The 23,366-nt window shown below is 39.4% G+C and carries 20 protein-coding genes and 2 pseudogenes; 15 read left to right on the forward strand and 7 right to left on the reverse strand.

Annotation, left to right across the window (positions count from 1 at the left end; genetic code table 11):
* Positions 1-5: 5 nt before the first annotated feature.
* The 3 genes from GWD08_RS00270 (at position 6) to GWD08_RS00280 (ending at position 3,576) form a co-directional block, all read left to right on the forward strand.
* Positions 6-278, forward strand: a complete 273-nt coding sequence (locus GWD08_RS00270; protein ID WP_159546075.1) for a Veg family protein — start codon at positions 6-8, stop codon at positions 276-278.
* Positions 279-508: 230 nt separating this feature from the next.
* Entirely contained in the window at positions 509-1,120 is a 612-nt protein-coding gene (gene rpsD, locus GWD08_RS00275) for a 30S ribosomal protein S4 (RefSeq protein ID WP_159546073.1), read from the forward strand.
* 1,688 nt (positions 1,121-2,808) lie between these two features.
* Entirely contained in the window at positions 2,809-3,576 is a 768-nt protein-coding gene (locus GWD08_RS00280; RefSeq protein WP_159563865.1) for a hypothetical protein, read from the forward strand.
* 150 nt (positions 3,577-3,726) lie between these two features.
* Here the strand turns inward: GWD08_RS00280 and GWD08_RS00285 are convergent, their stop codons facing one another.
* From GWD08_RS00285 to GWD08_RS00295, 3 genes are all read right to left on the reverse strand, one after another.
* The gene (locus GWD08_RS00285; protein WP_159546069.1) at positions 3,727-3,903 is read right to left on the reverse strand and encodes a hypothetical protein; all 177 of its coding nucleotides are present in this window, start codon (positions 3,901-3,903) and stop codon (positions 3,727-3,729) included.
* Positions 3,904-4,135: 232 nt separating this feature from the next.
* Positions 4,136-4,678 (reverse strand): TetR/AcrR family transcriptional regulator, encoded by a 543-nt coding sequence (locus tag GWD08_RS00290; protein WP_159546067.1) that lies wholly within the window; start codon positions 4,676-4,678, stop codon positions 4,136-4,138.
* 354 nt (positions 4,679-5,032) lie between these two features.
* Positions 5,033-5,875, reverse strand: a complete 843-nt coding sequence (locus tag GWD08_RS00295) for a DUF368 domain-containing protein (protein WP_159548292.1) — start codon at positions 5,873-5,875, stop codon at positions 5,033-5,035.
* A gap of 423 nt (positions 5,876-6,298) precedes the next feature.
* On the opposite strand from GWD08_RS00295, the gene GWD08_RS00300 reads away from it, so the two are divergent.
* Positions 6,299-7,891 carry a CHAP domain-containing protein gene (locus tag GWD08_RS00300; protein WP_413251773.1) on the forward strand — a complete coding sequence of 531 codons (1,593 nt, stop codon included), beginning with the start codon at positions 6,299-6,301 and terminating at the stop codon, positions 7,889-7,891.
* A gap of 330 nt (positions 7,892-8,221) precedes the next feature.
* On the opposite strand, the gene GWD08_RS00305 is transcribed toward GWD08_RS00300, so the two are convergent.
* Complete coding sequence (locus tag GWD08_RS00305; protein ID WP_159548294.1) at positions 8,222-9,874, reverse strand: LPXTG cell wall anchor domain-containing protein; 1,653 nt, start codon at positions 9,872-9,874, stop codon at positions 8,222-8,224.
* A gap of 463 nt (positions 9,875-10,337) precedes the next feature.
* Between GWD08_RS00305 and GWD08_RS00310 the strand changes: the two genes are divergently transcribed.
* The 5 genes and pseudogenes from GWD08_RS00310 to GWD08_RS00330 all read left to right on the forward strand — a co-directional run bounded on the left by GWD08_RS00310 (position 10,338) and on the right by GWD08_RS00330 (position 13,897).
* On the forward strand, positions 10,338-10,511 hold the full coding sequence (locus GWD08_RS00310) for a hypothetical protein (protein ID WP_159548296.1): 174 nt from the start codon (positions 10,338-10,340) through the stop codon (positions 10,509-10,511).
* Positions 10,512-10,895: 384 nt separating this feature from the next.
* Positions 10,896-11,090, forward strand: a pseudogene (locus GWD08_RS00315) (hypothetical protein); the annotation flags it as partial.
* A gap of 9 nt (positions 11,091-11,099) precedes the next feature.
* Positions 11,100-12,584: pseudogene (locus tag GWD08_RS00320) on the forward strand (tyrosine-type recombinase/integrase).
* Between the two features lie 151 nt (positions 12,585-12,735).
* Positions 12,736-13,371: a DJ-1/PfpI family protein gene (locus GWD08_RS00325; protein WP_159548298.1), complete on the forward strand. Its 636-nt coding sequence runs from the start codon at positions 12,736-12,738 to the stop codon at positions 13,369-13,371.
* Position 13,372: 1 nt separating this feature from the next.
* Positions 13,373-13,897: a DUF1697 domain-containing protein gene (locus GWD08_RS00330; protein ID WP_159548300.1), complete on the forward strand. Its 525-nt coding sequence runs from the start codon at positions 13,373-13,375 to the stop codon at positions 13,895-13,897.
* Positions 13,898-13,981: 84 nt separating this feature from the next.
* Here GWD08_RS00330 and rpmG read toward each other — a convergent pair whose 3' ends face one another.
* Entirely contained in the window at positions 13,982-14,131 is a 150-nt protein-coding gene (gene rpmG / locus GWD08_RS00335) for a 50S ribosomal protein L33 (protein ID WP_001265622.1), read from the reverse strand.
* Between the two features lie 15 nt (positions 14,132-14,146).
* Positions 14,147-14,329 carry a 50S ribosomal protein L32 gene (gene rpmF, locus GWD08_RS00340; protein WP_159545834.1) on the reverse strand — a complete coding sequence of 61 codons (183 nt, stop codon included), beginning with the start codon at positions 14,327-14,329 and terminating at the stop codon, positions 14,147-14,149.
* 181 nt (positions 14,330-14,510) lie between these two features.
* Here rpmF and GWD08_RS00345 point away from each other — a divergent pair, with 181 nt between their 5' ends.
* The 6 genes from GWD08_RS00345 to GWD08_RS00370 all read left to right on the forward strand — a co-directional run bounded on the left by GWD08_RS00345 (position 14,511) and on the right by GWD08_RS00370 (position 21,337).
* Complete coding sequence (locus tag GWD08_RS00345) at positions 14,511-15,110, forward strand: TMEM175 family protein (protein ID WP_159548303.1); 600 nt, start codon at positions 14,511-14,513, stop codon at positions 15,108-15,110.
* A 199-nt stretch (positions 15,111-15,309) separates the two neighbouring features.
* Positions 15,310-16,587, forward strand: coding sequence for a histidine--tRNA ligase (gene hisS, locus GWD08_RS00350; protein WP_159548306.1), 1,278 nt, complete (start codon positions 15,310-15,312; stop codon positions 16,585-16,587).
* Between the two features lie 220 nt (positions 16,588-16,807).
* A complete protein-coding gene (gene aspS / locus GWD08_RS00355) occupies positions 16,808-18,556 on the forward strand; it encodes an aspartate--tRNA ligase (RefSeq protein ID WP_159548309.1) in 1,749 nt (582 codons plus the stop codon).
* Positions 18,549-19,508 (forward strand): YitT family protein, encoded by a 960-nt coding sequence (locus tag GWD08_RS00360; RefSeq protein ID WP_159545842.1) that lies wholly within the window; start codon positions 18,549-18,551, stop codon positions 19,506-19,508. The genes aspS and GWD08_RS00360 overlap by 8 nt, the downstream gene beginning before the upstream one ends.
* A 17-nt stretch (positions 19,509-19,525) precedes the next feature.
* Entirely contained in the window at positions 19,526-20,398 is an 873-nt protein-coding gene (locus tag GWD08_RS00365) for a YitT family protein (RefSeq protein ID WP_159548312.1), read from the forward strand.
* Positions 20,399-20,458: 60 nt separating this feature from the next.
* A complete protein-coding gene (locus GWD08_RS00370; RefSeq protein ID WP_159548315.1) occupies positions 20,459-21,337 on the forward strand; it encodes a YitT family protein in 879 nt (292 codons plus the stop codon).
* Positions 21,338-21,488: 151 nt separating this feature from the next.
* Here the strand turns inward: GWD08_RS00370 and argS are convergent, their stop codons facing one another.
* Positions 21,489-23,177 carry an arginine--tRNA ligase gene (argS, locus tag GWD08_RS00375; RefSeq protein WP_159545848.1) on the reverse strand — a complete coding sequence of 563 codons (1,689 nt, stop codon included), beginning with the start codon at positions 23,175-23,177 and terminating at the stop codon, positions 21,489-21,491.
* Positions 23,178-23,366 lie beyond the last annotated feature (189 nt).

The following is a 23,366-nucleotide window of genomic DNA, read 5'->3' on the forward strand; positions in this document are numbered from 1 at the left end:
GTGTTATGAGTGATGCATTTGCTGATGTAGCAAAAATGAAAAAAATAAAAGAGGAAATCAAGGCTCATGAAGGCCAATTAGTGGAACTCACCCTTGAGAATGGCCGAAAACGCGAAAAGAATAAAATTGGTCGATTAATTGAGGTGTATCCGTCATTATTTATTATTGAATATAATGAAGCATCTGATCAGCCTGGTGCTGTAAATAATGCTTACGTTGAATCTTACACTTATTCGGATATTCTCACGGAAAAGACCTTAATTCGCTATTTTGACTAAGCTGATTAGCTAATTGAAAGATTAGCTTTTTTAATAACTTTTCTTTACTTTTGTTGATAAACTTGCTATAATGACCTTTGTGTGAAATAACAGCAGAAAAATATGAAGCTCGTCAACAGGTGGTTAACTATTCTAGTAACCTTTGCTGTTTAGGCGAAAGCCCCCTGCACGAATCAGGATTTTTTAAATCGTTATTTCCTCACTATATATATTCGAGGAGGACATTAATAATGTCACGTTATACTGGTCCATCATGGAAACAATCACGTCGTCTTGGCTTGTCACTTACAGGCACAGGTAAAGAATTGGCACGTCGTAACTACGTACCTGGTCAACACGGTCCTAACAACCGTAGCAAGCTTTCTGAATACGGCTTGCAACTTGCTGAAAAGCAAAAACTACGTTTTTCATATGGTTTAGGCGAAAAACAATTCCGTAACTTGTTCGTACAAGCTACAAAAATTAAAGAAGGAACCCTTGGTTTCAACTTCATGATTCTTTTAGAACGTCGCCTTGACAATGTAGTTTACCGTTTAGGTCTTGCAACAACTCGTCGTCAAGCACGTCAATTCGTTAACCATGGACACATCCTTGTAGATGGTAAACGCGTTGATATTCCTTCATACCGCGTTGAAGCAGGTCAAGTCATCTCAGTTCGTGAAAAATCAATGAAAGTTCCTGCTATCCTAGAAGCTGTTGAAGCAACACTTGGACGCCCAGCTTTCGTATCATTTGACGCTGAAAAATTAGAAGGATCATTGACACGCTACCCAGAGCGCGATGAAATCAACCCAGAAATCAATGAAGCTCTTGTCGTTGAATTCTACAACAAAATGCTTTAAGATAAGATTTGCACTAATGAAAAGCCTACAACAGTGGGCTTTTTGCTTTGGCTTAAATCGTTGTCTTCTGGGTTTGCTTACCTTTTTGTTGTGTAAAATGGGGAAAATTTGTTTAGCTTTGCTTTTAACGGAGTTAGAAAGCTTTGTAGAAGCTTGTCAACTTAGTTGACAATGTTATTTCAGTAATTTGGATGTTGCCGGCTAGCTATTTTAAACGTGATGAGGTAATATAGGATTGCTATTTTGTCGCTAATGCTGATTTGGTTTAATACCTGTAAAGGTAAATGGCTTTACTTGACACGTAAGGGTTAAGAGGTAAGCTCTTCATATAGCAATTTGCTATTCATCCAAAATAGGTTTCCTTGCTAAGACGAAGTTGTTCTAAGGAGTTAATATGGTTGATTTTCTTGCTAACTATCTTTTTATGTGACCTTTACAAGGTCTATAAGTTACTCTATGATTATTATTTGATAGTTATTTTACGATTTTATGGCTATGCTGATTTTAGCTAAGAGCTTACAGGTATTCGTAAACATCTTAGTTGTGGTGGTGTGTACTAATCCTACTAGTAGGTGATTGACTAGATGTTTGTTGAATACGAGTGTGGGCAGCTGAAGCTGCAAAGCTTAATTGACTTAACAGGAAACAAGGCGTGGCTGAAATGAAAGTTCAGGTTGCTTTTTTTGAACTCCTTGCTAGTGCAAACTGGTAATTTAGGTTAGAATAAAGAAAAGACCACCTGCCAGGCTTGTTCTAGAAGTTTAGCTAAGTCTCTCTTGTTGAAATTTGTTTAGAAGTATTATTAAATCTTAAAATAACTTTTTAGCTAGCAAATCAGCTAAGAATAATCTTTTGCTGTGAGAAAAGTGATGGAAAATGGAAATAGGATTATTTTGCCAGTTGGAAACAGTAGAATCTAGGAAGACTCTTTAAGTATGGCTGGCATGGGTTTTCCTGACATCACTGACTGTATAATGACGCTTAACCTTGTTAGCACTTAAAAGTAGCAAAAAAAAAGACTTTGTCTTTAATCTGAGTTTATACGGATAAAGTCTGGCAAGGCGTATTTAAGAATTTTTTCTTTCTAAGAGCGAGCAGAGGTAACAATCTGTTACGTTTTCTAAGGTTACTGATTTATCTGGCAGAAGCAGAGGCTAAGTACTGTTGTACAAAGGCAATGGGCTTTTAGGTACTAATGGGGATGTGTTTGTTTTTATAAATAGGAAAACATATAACATGCCAGGTTCATTTACTCAGTTGTTTCTTAGGTAAGAAGGTTGAGTTCATTTTTGAATTAGTGCTGAATCGATCTATTTATGAGATGCATATAGTCTTTTTTACCAAGGGCATTTGCTGCGATTAGCTATTAGCAAAATAGAAAGCAAGTAAGGCTATGCTTAGGCCTTTGTCCGGTGTTGTTTTGTCTATCAGTCAAAAATGTCATCTATGGACTATGATTAGAGGCTGGGACAAAAGTCCACAGCCTTAGTCACTTTTAACCGAGTTAAGCCATTGATACAGTGATTGTTTGTTTGAGCTTGCCTTTGTTAAGGTTAACACTTTTTTTCTGTTGTCTTTGTGCAAGCGGCTTGACAGCATCCTTTGTTATTCAATCACGTTTTGTGCCTTTTTTTTCTGTCTATTTGATAAAGATTATCTGTCTAAAGATATAATGCAAGGAGTTATTTATGAAAAAACATAGTTTACACACGGCTGTCCTGCTGATGGTTTTTGGCTTAGCCTTGGCTTTAAATTATCTGTCGGTGACTGGTTTAATTACGCCTTATACCAGTAAAGAAATCTCTGACCGCTACCAAAGCTTATTGACTCCTGCTCCCTTAGCGTTTTCGATTTGGTCCTTGATTTACTTATTATTAACCCTTATTTTACTTTGGTGGCTTAAGACACAAGATGTTCAGCTTTTGCGCATTCAACATAGACTTTTTAGACCCTTGCTAGGTGCTTTAGCGACCAATATGCTATGGATTATTCTGTTTAATAATAATTACCTAGGTCTCTCTGCTTTAGTTATCACCCTTTATTTTCTCTTTCTGCTTTGGATTATTCGAGAGGTGAAAGACGAGCAAAATTTTTGGTTAATTCGAGTAACTTTTGGTCTGCATGCGGGCTGGTTATTAGTAGCAAGTTTTATGAATTTTGCTGCTTGGTTTAGGAAACTTAGGATTAGTTATCCTTTATCTTTGACAACAATGGCCCTTTTGGTGTTAATTCTAGTTAGCTTACTTGCTTTTTGGTTGGTCTTTTATAGTCACAATCCTTCTGTTTTAGTAGCAGTTAGCTGGGGTTTTGTGATGATATGTAAAACACATGCGGCTGGTACTTTTCATGATTTATATCCTGTGGTGGAATATGCAGCCGGTGGCTTGGCCTTAGTGTTGTTTCTTAGTTTTATCATCTTGCTAGCTTGGCCATTTTTCAAAAAGCTAAGTGCTTAAAATAAGCTAGCTGGCGCTATAGGAATATGTGCTTGTGTAGTCAGTAATATAAGTCTGTTTATCTGTTAGAAAGGACTGCCCTTCTTGTGTTGACAAGGCAGTCCTTTTTTTAGTTTTATCTTTGAGGTTGGCTAATCTTGGACGACTTTTTTAAATAAATTTGATAATAATGATTTCTATTAAAATAAAGACAATAAAGCCGATGACAAACTGCAGAAAGCCACTGGAGATAGAATTTTCATTTCTGAAAAAGATGCCAGTGATGATGGTACTGAGCCCGCTCAGAATGAGGATAGCACTGAGGGCAAGAAAAAAATGTATTTTCATAAAAAGTGTCCTTAATCGTTATCTCCTATGCAGGATGTTTCCTAATATTGGATACAAGTGATTAACCAGTGTTATTATTTTATCTCTTTTTTTAATAAAAATATAGTATATATACTTAAAAAAAAGAAGTCTTTAAACTTCTTAAAAAAATCTCTGTAATTTGAGGGTAACCCTTTCATCTTTTTCCTGTTTTTAAACGGATGGTCATTACCCAATATACGTCAACAGATCTCTAACGAGCTGACTTATCCAGCATTTTAAGGACAAAATTAGTCATTTCTCGTGGTGTTTCTTTTTTGCCTCGTGCAATCCATGTTTGACAGGTCCCAAAGAAGGCATAGGCCAAGTAAATGCTCTGATAGTCAATTTCAATTTTTGACATGCCAGCTGTACCTAAGCGGTCTTTCAATTCTGAGCTCAAGAGAATGCGCACTTTATTAATAATAAAATTTTGTAGTTCTTTTGTACCATTGGCGGAAATCAAAGCTGATAGCAGTTGCTCTCGCTCCAGGAAGTGAAATACTTCTAAAAATGCCTGCTCACGGCTTTCATACTCACGCTCAAAGATATATTCTAGCTTATGAAAAAGCATCTGTTGATAAGAATCAATCATTTCATATTTATCTTTGTAGTGTGTGTAAAAGCTTGAACGACTGACACCGGCTGTTTTAGCTAATTCAATGGTGGTGATGTCATCAAAGCTTTCTTTGTTTAAAAGGAGAACCATTGCATCAAGTAGGGCTGTTTTTGTTGCTTCTTTTCGTTTATTTGTCATAATTTCTCTGTTACCATTTTTTAAAACACATTACGTTTATTTTTCTATTTTAGCACATTTTTATACACGGTGTCTATGTAATTGAATGGTTTTTAGAAAAATTATTTGAGTATTAGGTTATTTTTCTAAGAAATAAAGAAAAGTCAATACTTACTAAAACGGACAATATGTCTGAAAAAATCAAAATAAAAGCTGCTTCGCTCTTTCCTAGGGCTACTTTTTTCGTGATTTATAATGTTGTGATAATGAGTGAGGCATGGTGAGAGAAGATGCGATGCTTGCTATTAGAGCTAGCTTATTTTTTATGGGATGCTAATGCATGAAGCTCAGCCAGTAGATAAAGGGTGTGATGGATTATTTGTACTTTGCCTCAAGGCGACTCATCCAGAGGCCAAGCCAGATTCCCAAAACAAAGAGAAGAAGAGCAAAGCACCAAGTCGCAAAACTACTGCCCTGGTAAGAGATGGATTCGGGGTTACCTGGGGTAGGGATTAAGATTAGTAGGGTGCTTGAGAGGACAATGCCTAGGATAAAGTGATAGACGCGGGAATGATGGTGCTTGAGCGCGTGATCCATGGCTTTGGAAAAGGTAAGGATAGCGATGATACCACCCAAAGCTATGGGGAAGAAGGTTCCTAGGAGGTCAAAGGATTTAAAACCTTGGAGCATGGGACTATAGAGCCCAAGGATCAGTAAAAGGTTTGAGGGACTAAGGCCAGGCACTAGGACACCAAGGGCAATAAGTATGCCAGCTAAAATGAAGCTAAAGAAGTTGGCTGAAAGGGTGCCAATGAAGTCATTGAGGTAGTAAAGAAAGAAGCCAGAAAGAAATAAGGTGCACCAGAACCAAAGGTGATCTTTAACATCGGGTTTAGCGTCTTTGGTGGCTTCTTTTAGTAAACTTGGCAGGGTGCCAATGATTGCTCCAGCGAAGCCCCAAAGAACGGGCACTTGAAAATGTTCTAGGAGGTACTCAACAGGATAGGAAAAAAGGGCAATTCCTAAGATGCCGCCAATCCCCACTGGTAAAAAGTATAAAATGTTGTCAATGAAGTGCATCCGCAAATGGGCTAAAAAGTTAATCAAACGCTCGTAGATGCCTAAAACGGCAGCTAATACGCCACCTGAAACACCGGGCAAAATAAAGCCTAGGGCAATAATCATGCCTTTGATGATACGTGTAATAAATGATCTCATGTGGTCCTCCTAAAGTCTAGACTATTTCCATTGTATCATATGCTTGGACATCCAAAAGCTTACACACAAAAAAACATACCACAGAAAACTTAAGCTTAGCTATGACAAATCTGACTGCTCGAAAAAGCTGATTATTTTTAAAAAAGAATGATAAAAAGAGATTTTAACGTGATGAGTGCTGATTTATAGATTCGCTTACTTTTTTATTCGAAAAATATTTGTTCTAGTAACGATTTTTTACCACACTTTTTAAAAATATAATAGATAACTGTCAATAAGTACAAGAATAGGGTTCCTAGGACCATTTTTTATTTCTTTAAAATACTTGATAAAGCAGATGGTAAAAGGGCTTAGCGTCTTTTGAATGATAGAAAAAATTGATAGACTTATAATAGGAAATAATATATACTAGATAGGGAAAAAATGAAACTAACCGTAACCAAGGAGATAGAGATTAACGTTTTGAAAAAAGAGAGATATATTGCTTTATTCATGTTGTTGGTACTGCTGGCTTCAAGCATGCAAACGCTTAGTGTTGCTGCTCAGGAAGTGCAAACGCCGAGTGCTCAGACAGTTACAACTGCTTCCAAAGACCCAGAAATAGCTCCCAAAGAGGCTGGCCATACTGAGTCAGCTAGCCAGTCAGCCCAAGCGACACTACCTTCAGAGATTTTGTCCATGAATTCAGCAACTAACACAACAGCACCCACTCAAACCAATTCAAGTAAAGACCTTCAAGAAGCATCAGAGGCATCACAAGCACCTGTAGCACCTAGTACTGCACCCGCAACTACTCCAAGTACCTCAACTCCTTCGAGTAGTTCTAGTGCAAAGCCTTCAACCACCGTCCCTAGTGCCACAGAACCTAAGCCAAGTCCAGCACCAAACGTTGGTACTAAGCCAAACCACGTAACACCTGTTCAACCTCAAGCACAGGTTCAAGCGCCTCTGCCTCAGTCCGCTAGCTCTGCTCCAGCAGCGCTTTTTGATGATAGTGACTTAGATATTATGGAGCTGCCTTCGGCAATTGCTAGCGCTTCTTATGTTAAGCATTGGTCTGGTAAGGACGCTTACACTCATAATCTCCTGTCTCATCGTTATGGCATCAAAGCAGAGCAGTTAGATGGCTTTTTGCAATCAACTAAGATTGCCTATGATCAGAATCGGATTAATGGGAAGAAAATTCTAGAGTGGGAAAAGCTATCTGGACTTGATGCGCGAGCAATTATTGCAATTGCAATGGCTGAAAGCTCACTGGGAACTGCCGGTGTTGCTACAGAACCAGGTGCTAATATGTTTGGTTTTGGTGCTTTTGACCATAATCCAAGCAATGCCAGAAATTTCAATGATGAAAAAGCTGTCATCAGAATGACACAAGAAACCATTATCCAAAACTACAATACTAGTTTTGCCCTACAAGATAAAAAAGCAAAGCTCTTAGCAATAGGACAGCTCAATGTTTCCTTAGAAGGCTCGGTTTACTTCACAGATGCGAGTGGAACCGGAAAAGCTCGGGCGAAAATTATGGAAAGTGTTGACGAGTGGATTGACCAACACGGCGGTACGCCTGAGATTCCTAAGGAGCTCTTATTGCAGTCTAGCGCCAGCCTAGCAGCTGTTCCTGTCGGCTATAAACTTGCTAAGACCAACCATGTCTTAGATTATGTGGCCGGAACTTACCCATGGGGACAATGTACCTGGTATGTTTATAATCGGGCACAAGAGCTTGGTTACCGCTTTGGACCTTACATGGGAAATGGCGGTAGCTGGAAATATGCTGCTGGCTATGAAACGACTCATCAGCCTAAAGTTGGTTATGCCATTTCATTTAATCCAGGCCAAGCCGGCGCAGATCCAACCTTTGGTCATGTGGCTATCGTCGAAGACGTCAAAGAAGATGGTTCTATCCTTATTTCAGAGTCAAACTGTTTAGGCCTTGGAACGATTTCTTATCGGACCTTCACGGCCGGTCAAGCAGCTATGCTGACTTATGTAGTTGGCCAATCTATAAACTAACAAACCCTTGAGAGGGTATATCTAGAAGGTTCCCTTTTTGATTAGATGATATGACAAAGCACATTCTCCACCTGAGGTGTGCTTTTTTATTAGATTCGATAGGTGGAAAAATGTTACTAAAAAAACAAACAAAAGTAGCCTTCCGATTAACGGGAAAACAACTTTGTTTGCTTTTTACATTTGAGGTCGGACTATGGTCCTAGCCCCTTTTGGAGTTGAGAATGAGATGTTAGGGGTTGACAAAGCTGTCAAGCCTTTCATCACTAAGGATTTATTTTATGGAAAAGAGATGGAGTCTAGTCTGTGTAAATCTAGCTAGAAATGATGAGACTAGTCTTCTTTGCGTTTAGTAGCAAGGACGCCAGCAGAAGCAATGATAGAGAGAGCTGCTACGGAGAAGAATGGGTTGACTGTAGTTTCACCCGTTTGTGGCAAGTGCGCAGCAGTGTTTTGTGTTGCCGTGTGTGGAGTAGTAGGCGTTGCTGCGTTGCTAGCTTTGCCATGGTTAGCTTTTGGTGCCGCTGGATGAGCCTTACCTGGTTTTTCTGGAGTGCGTGGTGTGCTTGGCTTCACTTCTGGAACAGCCGGAGCTGGCTTGATTTCCGGTTTCTTCGGCGCGCTTGGTTTGTCAGTTTCTGGTACTTGCGGAGCTTGAGGTTTGGTTTCAGGCTGTTGAGGTTCAGCTGGTTTGTCCTCAGGTTTCATTTCCGGCACTTGAGGTGTTTCAGGAGTTTTTTCTTGCTCCTGCCGTTTCAGGGTGTCAAGCTGACCTTCAAGCGACTTGATCGAGGCATCTTTTTCAGCGATTTTGCTTTGAATATCAACTAATTGTTTTTCAAGCTTCGCTTTTTCTTCTGCGCTGAGCTCAGTTTGGCTGTTCAGCTTCGCCTCAATGTCAGCTTTTTGAGCTGTTAATTCTGCTACTTTAGCATCAGCCTCAGCTTTTTCAGCAGTCAGTTTATCAAGAGTAGCCTTGCTTTCATCAACTTTGGCTTGTAGTTGGTTAACTTCAGCTTTCTTAGAATCTAATTCGGATTGAAGTTTAGCTTTGTCTTCCGTATTAGCTTTTGTAGCAGCATCGAAACGTTGTTGAAGGTCATTTAAGTTTTTCTTTTCTTGTTCAAGACTAGCTTGCAAGTTTTGGTTTTGGCTAGTAGAGTCACTAATCTGCTTGTTGAGAGCGTTTACTTTTTCTTGACTAGCTTTTAAGTCAGCAGAAGTTTTTTGAGATTGAGCCTCTAAGTCCTTCATTTGAGCTTGAAGTTCTTGTTTGGACTTATTAGAATCAGCAAGCTGACTTGTCAGTTTTTCACTTTGTGCTTTTAGATTTTTGCTTGTTTCCTCAGCATTTTTAAGTTCTTGTGCTGTTTTTTCGAGATTAGATTTCAGGTTGGTAAGTTCGATTTTCTGTTGCTTATTTTCTCCAGTAAGTTTTGAAATATTTTCATCGTTTTCTTGTAACTGGGCTTCAAGTTCATCCCTATTTTCTCTCCACCTTTCTAAAATAGTTTGATAATTTTCGGCACGTCGCATTAATTCTTTAAAAAGAAGTTTTTCAAAACCTTCTGAATCCCAATCTCCATCTTGCTGTTCATCTTTAAATGCTATGGAGCTCAGTCCTGCTTGCTGTACAAGGGAATAAATTTTTCTTGCATTAGCCTGTTGTTCAGTGGTGATATTGAAGACCCTAATTCCGAAGTCTGTGCCTCTATCATCTCCATATGCTCCAATAATTAAAGACATTAAATCATCAGTTCTAAGACTCTGAAGAATTTCTTCGATTTTGTTAGCCAGCTTAAAGCGCTCATCATCAAGAGTTGTCTTATTTATTGATGCTGCATTTGATAAATCAAAAAAAGATTTATCAAATGTTTGATCAGGTATAATTGTTTCCGCACTTACTCCGGTACTTGTCACCAAAACGCTTGCGCCTAGCATGAGTGATGCGAGGACCGCCTTTTTGCTCCAATGGTGCTTTGCCATATTAATATAATCTCCTTTTCATTTCTAAGCTTTTTACGGCAACCACCAGTATATATATATATATATATATATATATATATACTTAAGGTCAGGAATTGCTGGGCTTGCAAACTTATGGTTAGAAATTTAGGAAGCGTTTTAAACCTTGCTGTGATGGTGCTTGTGGGAGTTTTAGCTCTTGTTTTTGGGGCTGTATGTTTAAAAATATTTATTATTTTTTAGGCATTTCTTTTTTTGTTTTTCGAATATAGGTAATGGAGAGGTTTGTTAAGTGTCGGTTTATGGTTTGGTGGATTCGACGGCTGTGAACTAGCTGTTCAGAGGAGGGTTTGGCTCAAAGAGATGGTTCTAATGGTTAGTTTTTGTGAGGGGAGACAGCCATGAACTCACTAAGAGGTAAACTGTAGGGCGTAAGCTGATAATTAAAAAAACTGGAGCAATTACTCCATCTAAATGGGGCATTTTGCCCAGTATTATAGAAGAGTTGGAATTACCGGTCACGACTAAAATTATCAGTTTGAATTTTGATTTTATTGATTACCAATCTGATTACTTATCCCAAGTGATTAAGGAATTGAGAGAAAAGCAATATCAAGAAGTTTTAAAGACTATCTTAGGTAATGGCCAACCAGTATAAAGCCTTGACCTCTGAAAAATGACCATTTATGACTTAAAAACAACCATTTAAGATTTAGGCGATTATAAAAGTAAAAGTATGTTAAACTAAAATTATCTAGCTTGATAGCAGTACTAAATTAAAGAGGCTTTTACTAGCTATTATCGTTTGTTTAAAATCAACAAAAAAGCCTTTGAAATGTTGATTTCATAGGCTTTCTTTATATAGGGGAACAAAGCTTCCCTCATCCCTTCCTTGCTGTGCTGCTTCAAGGCTCGGGCTTTTCATAGTCCGCTGGTCTATGAGACTATTTAACTTCTGTGAGCGTAATGTATGATTTAGTAACATTCATGATTGACAGAAACGTTGATTTTATGGGCTTTTTAACTTTTCAATTGTTGATGAAATTGGGTCTTTTTAGATGAACTCTGGCATGGCATGACAGTTGCAACACTTACTAGCTATATTCGTCAGATGAAAGACAGCCCATACGCCTTCGGCATTAAAGGAACGCAAGGCAACGTCTTTATCCACTCGGAAGTCTTCGTTGCATGGTTTGACTATAAAATTGCCAACCAGTATTTTGCAAAGATGGTGTAGGAGGTACCTATGAGAGATAATGGTTCAAGAGTACTCATTATCAGTTCTTGGCGACCTGACCCTTAAAAATCTGGAAATGTTTTAGTGAAATTCGCTATGCGATTTACCCACCCTATTACAAAAAAATCTCACAAGAAATATCTTTCTACAGGAGCCAGCAAAGGGTGGTTTACCACTAAGGCAACACCGAGCAAAAAGTCACCTTCTGGAAAAGACCGTCTCTTGGTCAGTGATATTAAAAACTCACAATTGATTACACAAGTTACGCAAGAACTGAACAAATTAGTTGATGATTATATCGCCGAGGCAACAGGCGTTAAGCCTAAGAAAACCAAGAGATTTCTCACTCTGGAAGAAGTCGCTAAACCTTTTGATGAAAATGGCAATCTCTATGGTAAAGCCTTTAAAGCATGGCATGAGAGAGTCAATCCTGCCAATAATACCCTCAAAACGAGGGTCACTATCTACAATCGCTATATCAAGCCTAACTTTGATACAAGAATGTCTATCACAAAATTTTCCTCTATGACAGATGAAATTCAACGTCTAATCGATAGTTCATCCATATCCATGGCTAGAAATTTACATATTTTCCTTAAAATGATTTTTGATTGGTCAGTCGAAAACGGACAGATAACTCTCGCACAAGACCCGATTGCCAATAACAAGGTTAAAAGGCGAGTTCTGACAAAAAGTGAGGAGCAGGACAAGAAGCGTGAAGATATAGCAGAGAAGTATCTAGAAGCAAGTGAGGTTAACTATGTTCTCTGTCTGATAGAGAGTTGGACTAACCGACCTGATAATCAACTTATCGCAGATGTGCTGAGAATGATTTTCTTAACAGGCATGCGACCAAGTGAGGTTTTGGGGTTGAATGAGGATATGCTTGACTTTGAGGAGAAGTGGATAAAGGTTCATTGGCAGAGGGCAAGTAAAAATAAATCAGATGAGGTTATGGAAGCTCTTAATCTTGATGAAAAGGAACGTTACCGAGCAGACCTTAAGACTAAGGAAAGTGTCCGTACGATTCCAATGAGCCCTGAGGTAGAGAAAATCTTGCGACACTACATTGACAGAAATAAGTTTCAAGCTCAATTCAATCCTACTTACCAAGACTTGGGATATCTCTTTACTAGAACCTATATCAGGGCAGGTAATCGGCAAGGTTCTCCGCTTTATCACAACGAGCTCTCACAATTCCTGAGAGGTGGTTCTAGTCAGTCAGCAAAGTATAACAAGAAAGCAGGGAAGCCCTATAAGGACATTGACAGTTTCCTAGACTTTGGCAGACCGATTCATGTCATCCCTCACATGTTCCGCCATAGCTTTATCTCTATTATGGCAAGTGAAGGCATTGACCTCCCCACCATTCGAGAATTTGTCGGACATTCAGAGGATTCCAAGGTGATTGAACGAGTCTATCTCCATGTGATTAAGAAGCAAAAAGACACCATGAGAGGAGCGGTTGAAAAACTAGAAAGGTTGATAACATAGATACAAGAGGATGAGACAAAATACATTATTGAATGTCTAAAATTGCTGTTTTGCTGATGATGTAAAATATTTTGGTATTACAGCGAGATACTATGATACAATGAAAATCAAAATAATTAGTAGTTCAATCATTTAAAGAGGAGTAAGAATTATGAAGAATATTTATATGTATATTCAAGATACTATGGCTGATTGGGAACACGGCTATTTAATGCATGCACTAAGCTTACAGGCTATGTTAGGAGAATCTAAAGTAAAATTACTAATGGTTTCTAAAGGGAAAAAGGCTATAAAAACTGCTGGAGGAATGACAATTATTCCAGATATTAATTTATATGATATAGATACTGCAAATACAGCTGCGCTGTTACTTATTGGAGGTGATAGTTGGTTGGATAATGAGCAAGATGAGGTTTTAGAAGTAGCTTCTAAACTATTACAAGAAAATATCTTAGTTGGAGCTATTTGTGGAGCTACTTTGGGATTAGCTGAAAAAGGAATTTTAGATAATAGATGTCATACAAGTAATGCTTCATTCTTTTTAAGCCAGATGAGTCAACATTATCAAGGGCAGGATTATTATAAGGATGAGGTTGCAGTGCAAGATGGAAAACTTATTACTGCCAGCTCAGCTGGCTCTTTAACATGGGCTAAGCTCATTGTCGAGGAGTTGGGTCTGTATTCAAAATCTACAGTAGAAGCATGGTTTAATTACTTTTCAACGGGGGATACTCATTATTATGGGGAGATGATGAACTCTTTAGAAAAAGATGCGTTAGGAAGTTAGTATGAAAAAGATTATTCTCCTTCGCGGTGTAACACCAATAGGGACCAATAGAATTCCAAAAATGTCTTATCTAGTAGAAATTCTAACAGAAGTTGGTTTCTTAAATGTTCAAACATATATCCAGAGTGGGAATATAATGTTAGAAACAGAGTTATCTGATGAAGAAATCATACAGTTAATTCATGATACAATTTTGGATAAAATAGGAGCTGATTTATCAATAATTATCAAGGAAGCTAAGCAATTGGAGATTGCTATTCAAGAAAACCCATTTGATGACGCTTATGATAGTTCTCGTATTCATCTAGTTTTTACTAATGAACAGATTCCCGAAAGTATTCTAATAGAACTTAGTCGAGAGAATTTAGGAGATGAAGAGTTCTATGGTGGTCAGGAGTGTTGTTACCTATATTTGCCACGTGACGCTCGGAAAAAACGTTTAAATACTAATTATCTTGAAAAGAAGTTTGGAATTCGTATGACTATGCGAAAGTTGAGTGTAGTAAACCGACTTGCAAAGTTTTAATCAGACAAAAATCAGACAAAATCGCATTTTAAGCAACAGAAAAAGCCTAGAAACATTGATTTCATAGGCTTTCTTTGTGTCGTCTTACTTAACTTCTGTGAAAACGACGTGTTTACGTAATTTTGGTGAGTATTTTTTCAATTGTAGACGGTCTGGCGTGTTACGTTTGTTTTTTGAAGTAAGGTACAAGCGTTCACCAGATTCTTTGTGTTCAAGTGTGATATTTACGCGCATGGTATCTCCCTTCTATTATTTAGCTTCGTTTGCTTTAGCGATTTTACGTCCTTTGTAGTATCCTTTGAGGGATACACGGTGAGAACGTGAGTAATCTCCAGTAGTTTCGTTGAATTGTACAGATGGAGCTGTCAATTTGTAATGTGTACGACGTTTATTCTTTTTAGCTTTTGACGTGTGACGTGCAGGAACTGCCATTTTTCTATCCTCCAATTAGTGTTAATGTTCTTGATTTTGAATCAACTGTAATAGAATACCATATCTTTTTTGTAAAGTAAAGTTACTTGACAGATTTTTTGCCTTTTTGGAGTGCTCCCTCTTTAAACTACGAGTAATCGTGGTATGATTAGGTGTAATGGACGTAAGGAGAGATTAAAAAATGACTCATGCTATTGTTAAACGTTTTGATACTCTGAGTGATGGCATTATTGCAATCATCATGACAATTTTAGTTTTAGAAATTAAACTACCCACAGGGCTGGCTGATTTGCCATCTTTTGCCTATGCTATTGGAACTTTTTTAATTTCCTTTATTATTGTTTTTAACTTCTGGTTTCGTCGAACACAGGTTGTGAGCAATGTGGAGGAGATTGGGTTTACGTCTTTTATGCTTGATGTGCTGGCTCATTTGGTTTTAGCTTTGTTTCCCCTAGCGACCAAGATGCTGGTGACTTTTGATGCTAAATGGGTAGCAATTCTCTTTTTTGGTATTATTAATTTATTAACGGGCTTTTTGCTTAGTTTATTAACAATTCGTCTAACGGTGCGTAGTACAGATAAGCAATACCAGACTAAGCGGGACCAGATTCATGACTTCTATCATAAGCGTTTATTGCTGTTTTCGGTGATGGATATAGTGGTTATGCTTTTGGCTCTTATGTTTCCACATTTAGGTATTTTTCTTTATCTTTTATCCCCAATGATTGAGTTTTGGTTTAATTATAAGCGAGGGCTCGCCTTTGAGCGGGCTGTGAAGTAGGGCTTTTCGTTTGAAAATTATATTATGGGCCATTTTAATCAAACTCCTCAGAGTCGTTCTTTGCCGCCTCGTGGTAAGCATCGTTTCTAGCTGAGCCCATTTCTTTAATAGAAAGTTTTGTGGTAAAATAAGGGAGGTTAAACGTTAATAGAAAGGACGAAAGTTAGCCCATTTTGGGGACTTTCTGTGTATCTAAGGGATGAAACTTCAAAAACCAAAGGGAACACAAGATATTTTGCCGGCAGATGCTGCTAAGTGGCAATATGTTGAGCGGGTTGCACGTGAAACTTTTAAAAAATACCATTATGGGGAAATTCGCACGCCGATGTTTGAGCATTATGAGGTCATCAGCCGTTCGGTTGGAGATACAACGGACATTGTCTCCAAGGAAATGTATGATTTTGCGGACAAGGGAGGTCGGCATATCACCTTGCGTCCGGAAGGCACGGCACCGGTAGTTCGCTCCTATGTGGAAAATAAGCTATTTGCTCCAGAGGTACAAAAACCACTTAAGTTGTACTACATTGAACCCATGTTTCGTTATGAACGACCTCAGGCGGGGCGGCTGCGTCAATTCCACCAAGTGGGTGTAGAATGCTTTGGCTCAGCTAATCCAACTACTGATGTCGAAACCATTGCTATGGCCTATGATTTCTTTGAGGCATTAGGGATTGATCACTTAAAGTTAGCGATTAATAGTTTGGGCAATCCACAGAGTCGTGCAGCCTATCGTCAGGCCTTGATTGACTATCTAACCCCCTTGCGTGACCAATTGTCCAAGGACAGTCAGCGGCGTTTAGAAGAAAATCCACTGCGTGTTTTGGATTCTAAAGAAGCTGCTGATAAAGAAGCTGTAAAGCACGCGCCGTCTATTTTAGATTATCTGGATGAGGTGAGTCAGGCTCATTTTGCTGCAGTGAAGCAGTTGCTTGATGCACTGGGAATTGCTTATACTATTGATACCAATATGGTGCGAGGGCTTGACTACTATAATCATACGATTTTTGAAGTTATGACTGAGATTGATGGTTCAGAGTTGACGGTCTGTGGTGGTGGACGCTACGATGGTTTGGTCACTTATTTTGATGGGCCAGAAACGCCTGCCTTTGGTTTTGGGCTTGGTTTAGAGCGTCTATTGATGATTATTGATAAATTGAAGATTACATTGCCAATTGAGGATCAATTGGACACTTATATTGCTGTTTTGGGTGATGAGGCTAACTTTGCAGCATTGGAATTGGTCCAAGCTATTCGTCGCCAAGGCTTTAAAGCAGAACGTGATTATCTTGGACGAAAAATTAAAGCGCAATTTAAATCAGCTGATGCTTTTAATGCTAAGACAATTATGACTATTGGTGACAGCGAAGTTACGGCTGGTCGGGTCTCTATTCGCAATAATCAAACACGTGAGGAAATCCAGGTGTCATTTGATGACTTAAAGTCAAATTTTGCAAGTGTTTTAGCAAAATTGGCTTAAGGCCTGCATAAAGCTCCTTTTTGGGGCTTTTTAAATGGCTGTGCTGGGCAGTTGAAGCAGCTAGGCTTAGGCTAGTGCTGATAGTTGACCTGCTTTAGTCCTCATAAGAGATGAAGATTTGCTTTCATTAAACATTCCGAAAAACTCTACCTAAATGGGTGGGGTTTTTAAGGGCTTTTTGTTATAATGAGTAGGAACTAAAATGTATTGGAGATCAGGAATGAAACGAAGTATGTATGCAGGACGTGTGCGCAAAGAGCATATCGGACAAGAACTGACCTTAAAAGGCTGGGTTGGCCGTCGGCGTGATTTAGGTGGACTTATTTTTATTGACCTACGAGATCGCGAAGGTATCATGCAACTTGTTATTAATCCAGAAGAAGTAACTCCTGAAGTGATGAGGGTCGCTGAGAGCCTGCGCAGCGAATTTGTCATTGAAGTGAGTGGTAAGGTTGCTCCACGCGAACAGGCCAATGAGCACTTGTCAACGGGAACAGTGGAACTGAAAGTAGAAAGTTTGATTGTTCTCAACACGTCAAAGACAACACCGTTTGAAATTAAAGATGGTATTGAAGCTAATGACGACACACGTATGCGTTATCGTTATCTTGATTTACGGCGGCCTGAGATGTTTGAAAATTTCAAACTACGGGCGCAAATCACCCATTCTATTCGTAACTATTTAGATGAGTTAGCCTTTATTGATGTTGAGACACCTATGTTGACGAAATCAACTCCTGAAGGGGCGCGTGACTATTTGGTTCCAAGTCGGGTGAGTCAAGGTCATTTCTATGCACTGCCTCAAAGTCCACAGATTACTAAGCAATTGCTGATGAATGCGGGTTTTGATCGCTATTACCAGATTGTAAAATGCTTCCGGGACGAAGATTTGCGTGGAGATCGTCAACCTGAGTTTACACAAGTTGACTTAGAAACCTCTTTTTTGAGCGAGCAAGAAATTCAAGATATTGTAGAGGGTATGATTGCCCGTGTTATGAAAGAAACTAAGGGAATTGAAGTAACGCTGCCTTTCCCACGGATGGCGTATGATGATGCTATGAATTACTATGGCTCAGATAAACCAGATACCCGCTATGCAATGCTTTTACATGACTTGACAGAAATTGTCAAGAAAGTTGACTTTAAAGTGTTTTCAGAAGCTCCTGCTGTAAAAGCAATTGTGGTTAAAAATAAGGCAGATCATTATTCTCGCAAAGCCATTGATAACTTAACTGAAGTTGCGAAACAGTATGGAGCTAAAGGATTAGCTTGGGCTAAATATAGTGATGGTAGCCTTTCAGGACCCGTTGCTAAATTCTTGACAAGTATTGAACTTTACTTGACAGAGGCTTTACAGCTTGAAAACAATGATTTGGTATTATTTGTGGCTGACCGCTTGGAAATTGCTAACGAAGCTCTTGGGGCTCTTCGTAGTCGGATTGCTAAAGAGCTTGATTTAATTGATCAGGGGCTGTTCAACTTCCTCTGGGTGGTTGATTGGCCAATGTTTGAATGGTCTGAGGAAGAAGGCCGCTATATGGCTGCCCATCATCCCTTCACCTTGCCAACAAAAGAAACTGCCCAGGATCTTGGAGGTGATTTAGCCAAGGTTCGTGCGGTTGCTTATGATATTGTTTTGAATGGTTATGAACTTGGTGGTGGTAGCCTACGGATTAATCAAAAAGCGATGCAAGAGCAGATGTTTGAGGCTCTTGGATTTACAGCTGAGGCTGCTAAAGAACAATTTGGCTTCTTGCTTGAAGCAATGGATTATGGTTTCCCACCTCATGGTGGCCTGGCCATTGGTCTTGATCGATTCGTCATGCTTTTAGCTGGTAAAGATAATATCCGCGAAGTGATTGCCTTTCCTAAAAATAATAAAGCTAGTGATCCAATGACACAAGCACCTAGCCCTGTTTCAAAAGCCCAATTGGAGGAACTTAGTCTCCAAATAGAAAGTCATGAATAAGCAAGTTAGACACTATAAAAAAACACCAATCAATAAGCAAGTTAAATATGTCATTAGTCGTGGGGCAAAAAAGATTGGTTTACTTCATGCTTTACGAAGTATTTCTAAAGAAAAGTATGCCGAAAAAATTTCTGCTTCTTTACTATATGGGATATTATCCAGTATTGCGGTCAACTTTTTCTTTCAGCCTGGCCACGTCTATGCTAGTGGGGCAACAGGACTTGCCCAAGTCATCTCAGCGTTGAGTAAGCATTTGGGAGGATTTATGATACCGGTTGCCCTGGCTTACTATGTGATTAATATTCCCTTAATGCTGCTTGCTTGGTATCGTATTGGCCATAAGTTTACTATTTTTACCTTCATCACTGTTACGATGAGCTCGCTTTTTATTCAGATCATGCCAGCAGTAACGTTGACCCAAGACCCATTGATTAATGCCATTTTTGGCGGTTTGGTCATGGGACTAGGGATTGGTCTTGGCTTGAAATCACGCATTTCAAGTGGGGGTACCGACATTGTCAGTTTGACCCTTAGGCAAAAAACAGGCCGGGATGTTGGTAGTATTTCTTTTGTGGTGAATGGCTTAATTTTGGTTTTTGCTGGCATTCTTTTTGGCTGGCAGTATGCTCTTTATTCAATGGTTTCTATCTTTGTTTCGAGTCGTGTGACAGATGCCATTTTCACTAAGCAAAAGAAGATGCAGGCTATGATTGTGACTGAAGTTCCTGAGAAAGTTATTTCGGCAATTCATCATCGTCTCAATCGAGGTGTTACCTGTATTAATAATGCAGAAGGCACTTACAACCATCATGAAAAATTTATCCTTATTACAATTTTGACCCATGAGGAATATAATGATTTTAAAGCTTTGATGATGAAGGTTGATCCAAAGGCCTTTGTCTCTATTGCTGAAAATGTGCGGATAATTGGAAAATTTATTGAAGATGACTAGTTGTAGAAGGGAGCTTAATGCAGACTGGTAAAACCTTAAACCTGAAAAACATGGGGTTAATTGTGTTAGGCTCTGCGGTCTATGCCTTTGCTTTTGTCTATTTTTACATGGCTAATAAGATTGCTGCCAATGGCTTGGCTGGTCTGACCTTGGTAGGTAAGGCCTTGTTTAATATCAATCCGACCATTACTGGTTATCTCATTAACTTGCCACTTGTTTTTTTAGGTAGTCGCTTCTTTGGGAAACGCTCAACCATGTATACTGTAATTGGAATTATAGCCATGTATTTATTTGTTTGGGTTTTTCAACAGTTCCCTTTGGCAATTGATTTAGATCATGATAACTTGGTAGTTTCACTTATGGCCGGGATTTTAGGTGGCTTAGGTGGCGGTCTGGTTTTTCGTCATGGTGGTACGATAGGCGGAGCGGATATTATTGCCAAATTTATTGAAAATCGTTTTGGCTTACAACTCAATCAGGCCTTGCTAGGAATTGATCTGTTTGTCATGGTTATTTCCTTGACTTATATTTCCCTTCCACAGATGATGTATGCACTAATCGCGAGCTTCATGTATGGGCAGATTGTTCATTTGGTGCAAAATGGTGGCTATACTGTCCGTGGAACCATTATTATTTCGGATCAGGCAGACTTGATAGCAGATTTTATTATGCGTCAGCTCGGTTTGGGGGTTACTTATTTAAATGGTGAGGGCGCCTACTCGGGCAATGTAAAAAAAGTAATTTACGTTGCTCTTAGCCGGCGTGATGTGCGCGATGTCCGCCAGTTGATTAATACGGTTGATCCTCAGGCTTTTATTTCTATTTTTGATGTGGATGAATTCAACCAGCCTGACTATTTTGTTCCTAAGCAGAAAAAACGAAAAAAATAAACTAGTTTGTCTTTTATGAGGCAACTAGTTTTTTATGAAAATAAGATAAGGAGTGAACCAATGACGATTGAAGGAATTGTTTCTAAATTTAGAGACCTATGCTTAATTACCTTAGGGGTTGCGATTTATGCTTTTGGTTTTGTTAATTTTAATATGGCAAATCACTTGGCCGAAGGTGGTGTAGCAGGGATAACCTTGATTATTCACGCGCTGCTGGGCATCAATCCGGCTTATTCTTCCTTGATTTTAAATATTCCCTTATTTATCATTGGCGCACGTGTCCTTGGCCGTCGGCCGCTAGTCATGACCATCTATGGCACCTTGATGGTTTCTGTTTTCATGTGGCTATGGCAAAAAGTTCCTTTGCAGCTTGGTTTGCAAGATGATATGATGTTGGTCGGGGTGATGGCTGGACTTTGTGCCGGAATTGGGAGTGGCATTGTCTTTCGCTATGGGGCAACTACAGGAGGAACAGATATTATTGGCCGTATTGCCGAAGAAAAATGTGGTTTGAAATTAGGACAAACGCTTCTTTTTATTGATGCTATTGTTTTGTTTGCTTCCTTGTCCTATGTTGATTTAAAGCATATGCTTTATACCTTGGTTGCCAGTTTTGTTTTTAGTCAAGTGTTAACAGTGGTGCAAAATGGCGGTTATACGATTCGGGGCATGATTATCATAACCAAGCATTCTCGGGCGGCTGCGCAAGCTATTCTCACCGAAATCAACCGAGGGGTCACCTTCCTTAAGGGCGAGGGCGCCTACTCTGGTAATGAATATAATGTCATGTATGTTACGCTCAGTCCCAATGAGGTACGAGATGTGAAACGAATTTTGGCGGACTTAGATCCAGATGCCTTTATTTCCATTGTGGATGTGGATGAGGTTATCAGTTCGGATTTCAAGATTCGCCGCAAAAATTATGATAAGTCAGTCTAATCGTAACAAAGAGATTATTCGTGATAAAACCCCTAGCTATGCTACATTTACAAGCACTGCTAGGGGTTTTGTATATTACACCAAAAAAGATTGAAGAAAAGTGACCGAATCGCCCTTTTCTTCAATCTGTCGGATTTTGACTTCACTGAGGTTACATTTTTTCTGGTGCTTCTACACCAAGCAGGCGAAGTGCTTCCTTTAAGACCACACCGGTCGCATAAGACAGTGCAAGGCGACTTTGACGTTCAGGATCTTCCTCAAGAATGCGCGTATGTGCATAGTATTTGTTAAAGGCCTGAGCCAATTGAATTGCATATTTTGCAATGATTGAAGGGTCGTACTTCTCAGCCGCACGCTCGATATGGCGAGCAAAATCTTGTAGCAACTTGATAATTTCCCAGCTTTCAGCATCATTTAGAGAATAGCTAGCGCTGCTATCAGGCGAGAACTGAGCTTTGCGAAGAATGGACTGAATCCGAGCGTAAGCGTATTGGACGTAAGGACCAGTCTCCCCTTCAAAGGAAACCATGGCTTCTAAGTCAAAGTCATAGCCATTATCGCGGTCAGTCTTGAGATCGTAGAATTTAATCGCACCAATCCCGACTTGTTTAGCCACCTCTTCTTTGTTGGCGAGCTCGGGATTTTTAGCTTCAATTTGGGATAGCGCGCGCGATACCGCTTCATCAAGTGTAGGTTCTAAAAGAATGATGTTGCCTTTACGGGTTGATAATTTTTTCTTATTTTTAGTAACAAGACCAAAGGACACATGAATCATGTCGTCTGACCAGTCAAAGCCCATTTCTTTTAGCACAGCTTTGAGTTGCTTGAAGTGGTTGGATTGTTCTTGACCAACCACATAGATATTTTTCACAAAATGAAAGGTTTTTTGCCGGTACATGGCTGTGGCCATATCACGGGTAATATAGAGCGTGGCACCGTCAGATTTTTTAATCAAAGCAGGTGGTAAATCATATTTTTCGAGGTCAACAATCTTAGCCCCTTTGGAATCCTTCAAGAGATGTTTGGCTTCAAGAATAGCAAGGCCTTCATCCATTTTGTCATTGTAGAAAGCCTCACCGTGATAATGGTCAAAGCTAATATTGAGTTTGTCGTAGATGCGATTGAATTCGACAAGGCTCTCATCGCGGAACCATTTCCAGAGGTCCCAGGCTTCTTGGTCACCATCTTCTAGTTTTTTGAACCACATGCGGGCTTCATCGTCTAATTCAGGCTTTTCTTCAGCTTCAGCATTGATGCGCACGTATAATTTGAGGAGTTCAGCGATAGGATCAGCTTCCACGGCCTTTTGGTCGCCCCAAAGCTTGTAGGCAACGATGAGCATACCAAACTGCTTGCCCCAGTCACCCAGGTGATTGATACGAAAGAGCGTGTAGCCCAATTTTTGGTAAAGGTTAGCAATGGCATCCCCAATAACTGTCGAGCGCAGGTGACCAACAGAGAAGGGCTTAGCGATATTAGGGCTGGACATGTCTAGTGTGATGTTTTGCCCATCGCCAATGTGTTGTTGTCCGTAATCAGCCTTTGTAGAAAGCACGGCATGTAGCACATCTTTAGAGATGGCTTTTTTATCTAGGAAGAAGTTGACATAAGGACCGGTTGCCACCACTTTTTCAAATGAGCTAGCATCAATCTTTTCTGCTATCTCGCTAGCAATCATTTGAGGAGCTTTACGTAATACTTTTGCCAGGCTAAAAGCAGGGAAGGCGAGGTCTCCCATATCAGAATTTTTGGGCTTTTCAATCAAGTTTAAAATAGCTTCTTGATCCAACTCGGGAACAACTTTTGCTATTTCACTTGCAATCAGTGTTTTAGTATCCATCTTGTTTCTCCTAAAATAGTTTGTCATCTCATTTTAACACAACTATGGAAATAATACGAGTGGCCCAATGAAAAAATATACTAAAAATAAGGAGATCATCTGGTCCAAAGGGAAATGAGAAAAACAGCGGCTGCTCTTTTAGGAGATAGGTAAAAGGCAAAACTAAAAAGCAAGAAATAAGGTTTTTAA

Source organism: Streptococcus halichoeri, from assembly GCF_009870755.1.
Classification (GTDB): Bacteria; Bacillota; Bacilli; order Lactobacillales; family Streptococcaceae; genus Streptococcus; species Streptococcus halichoeri.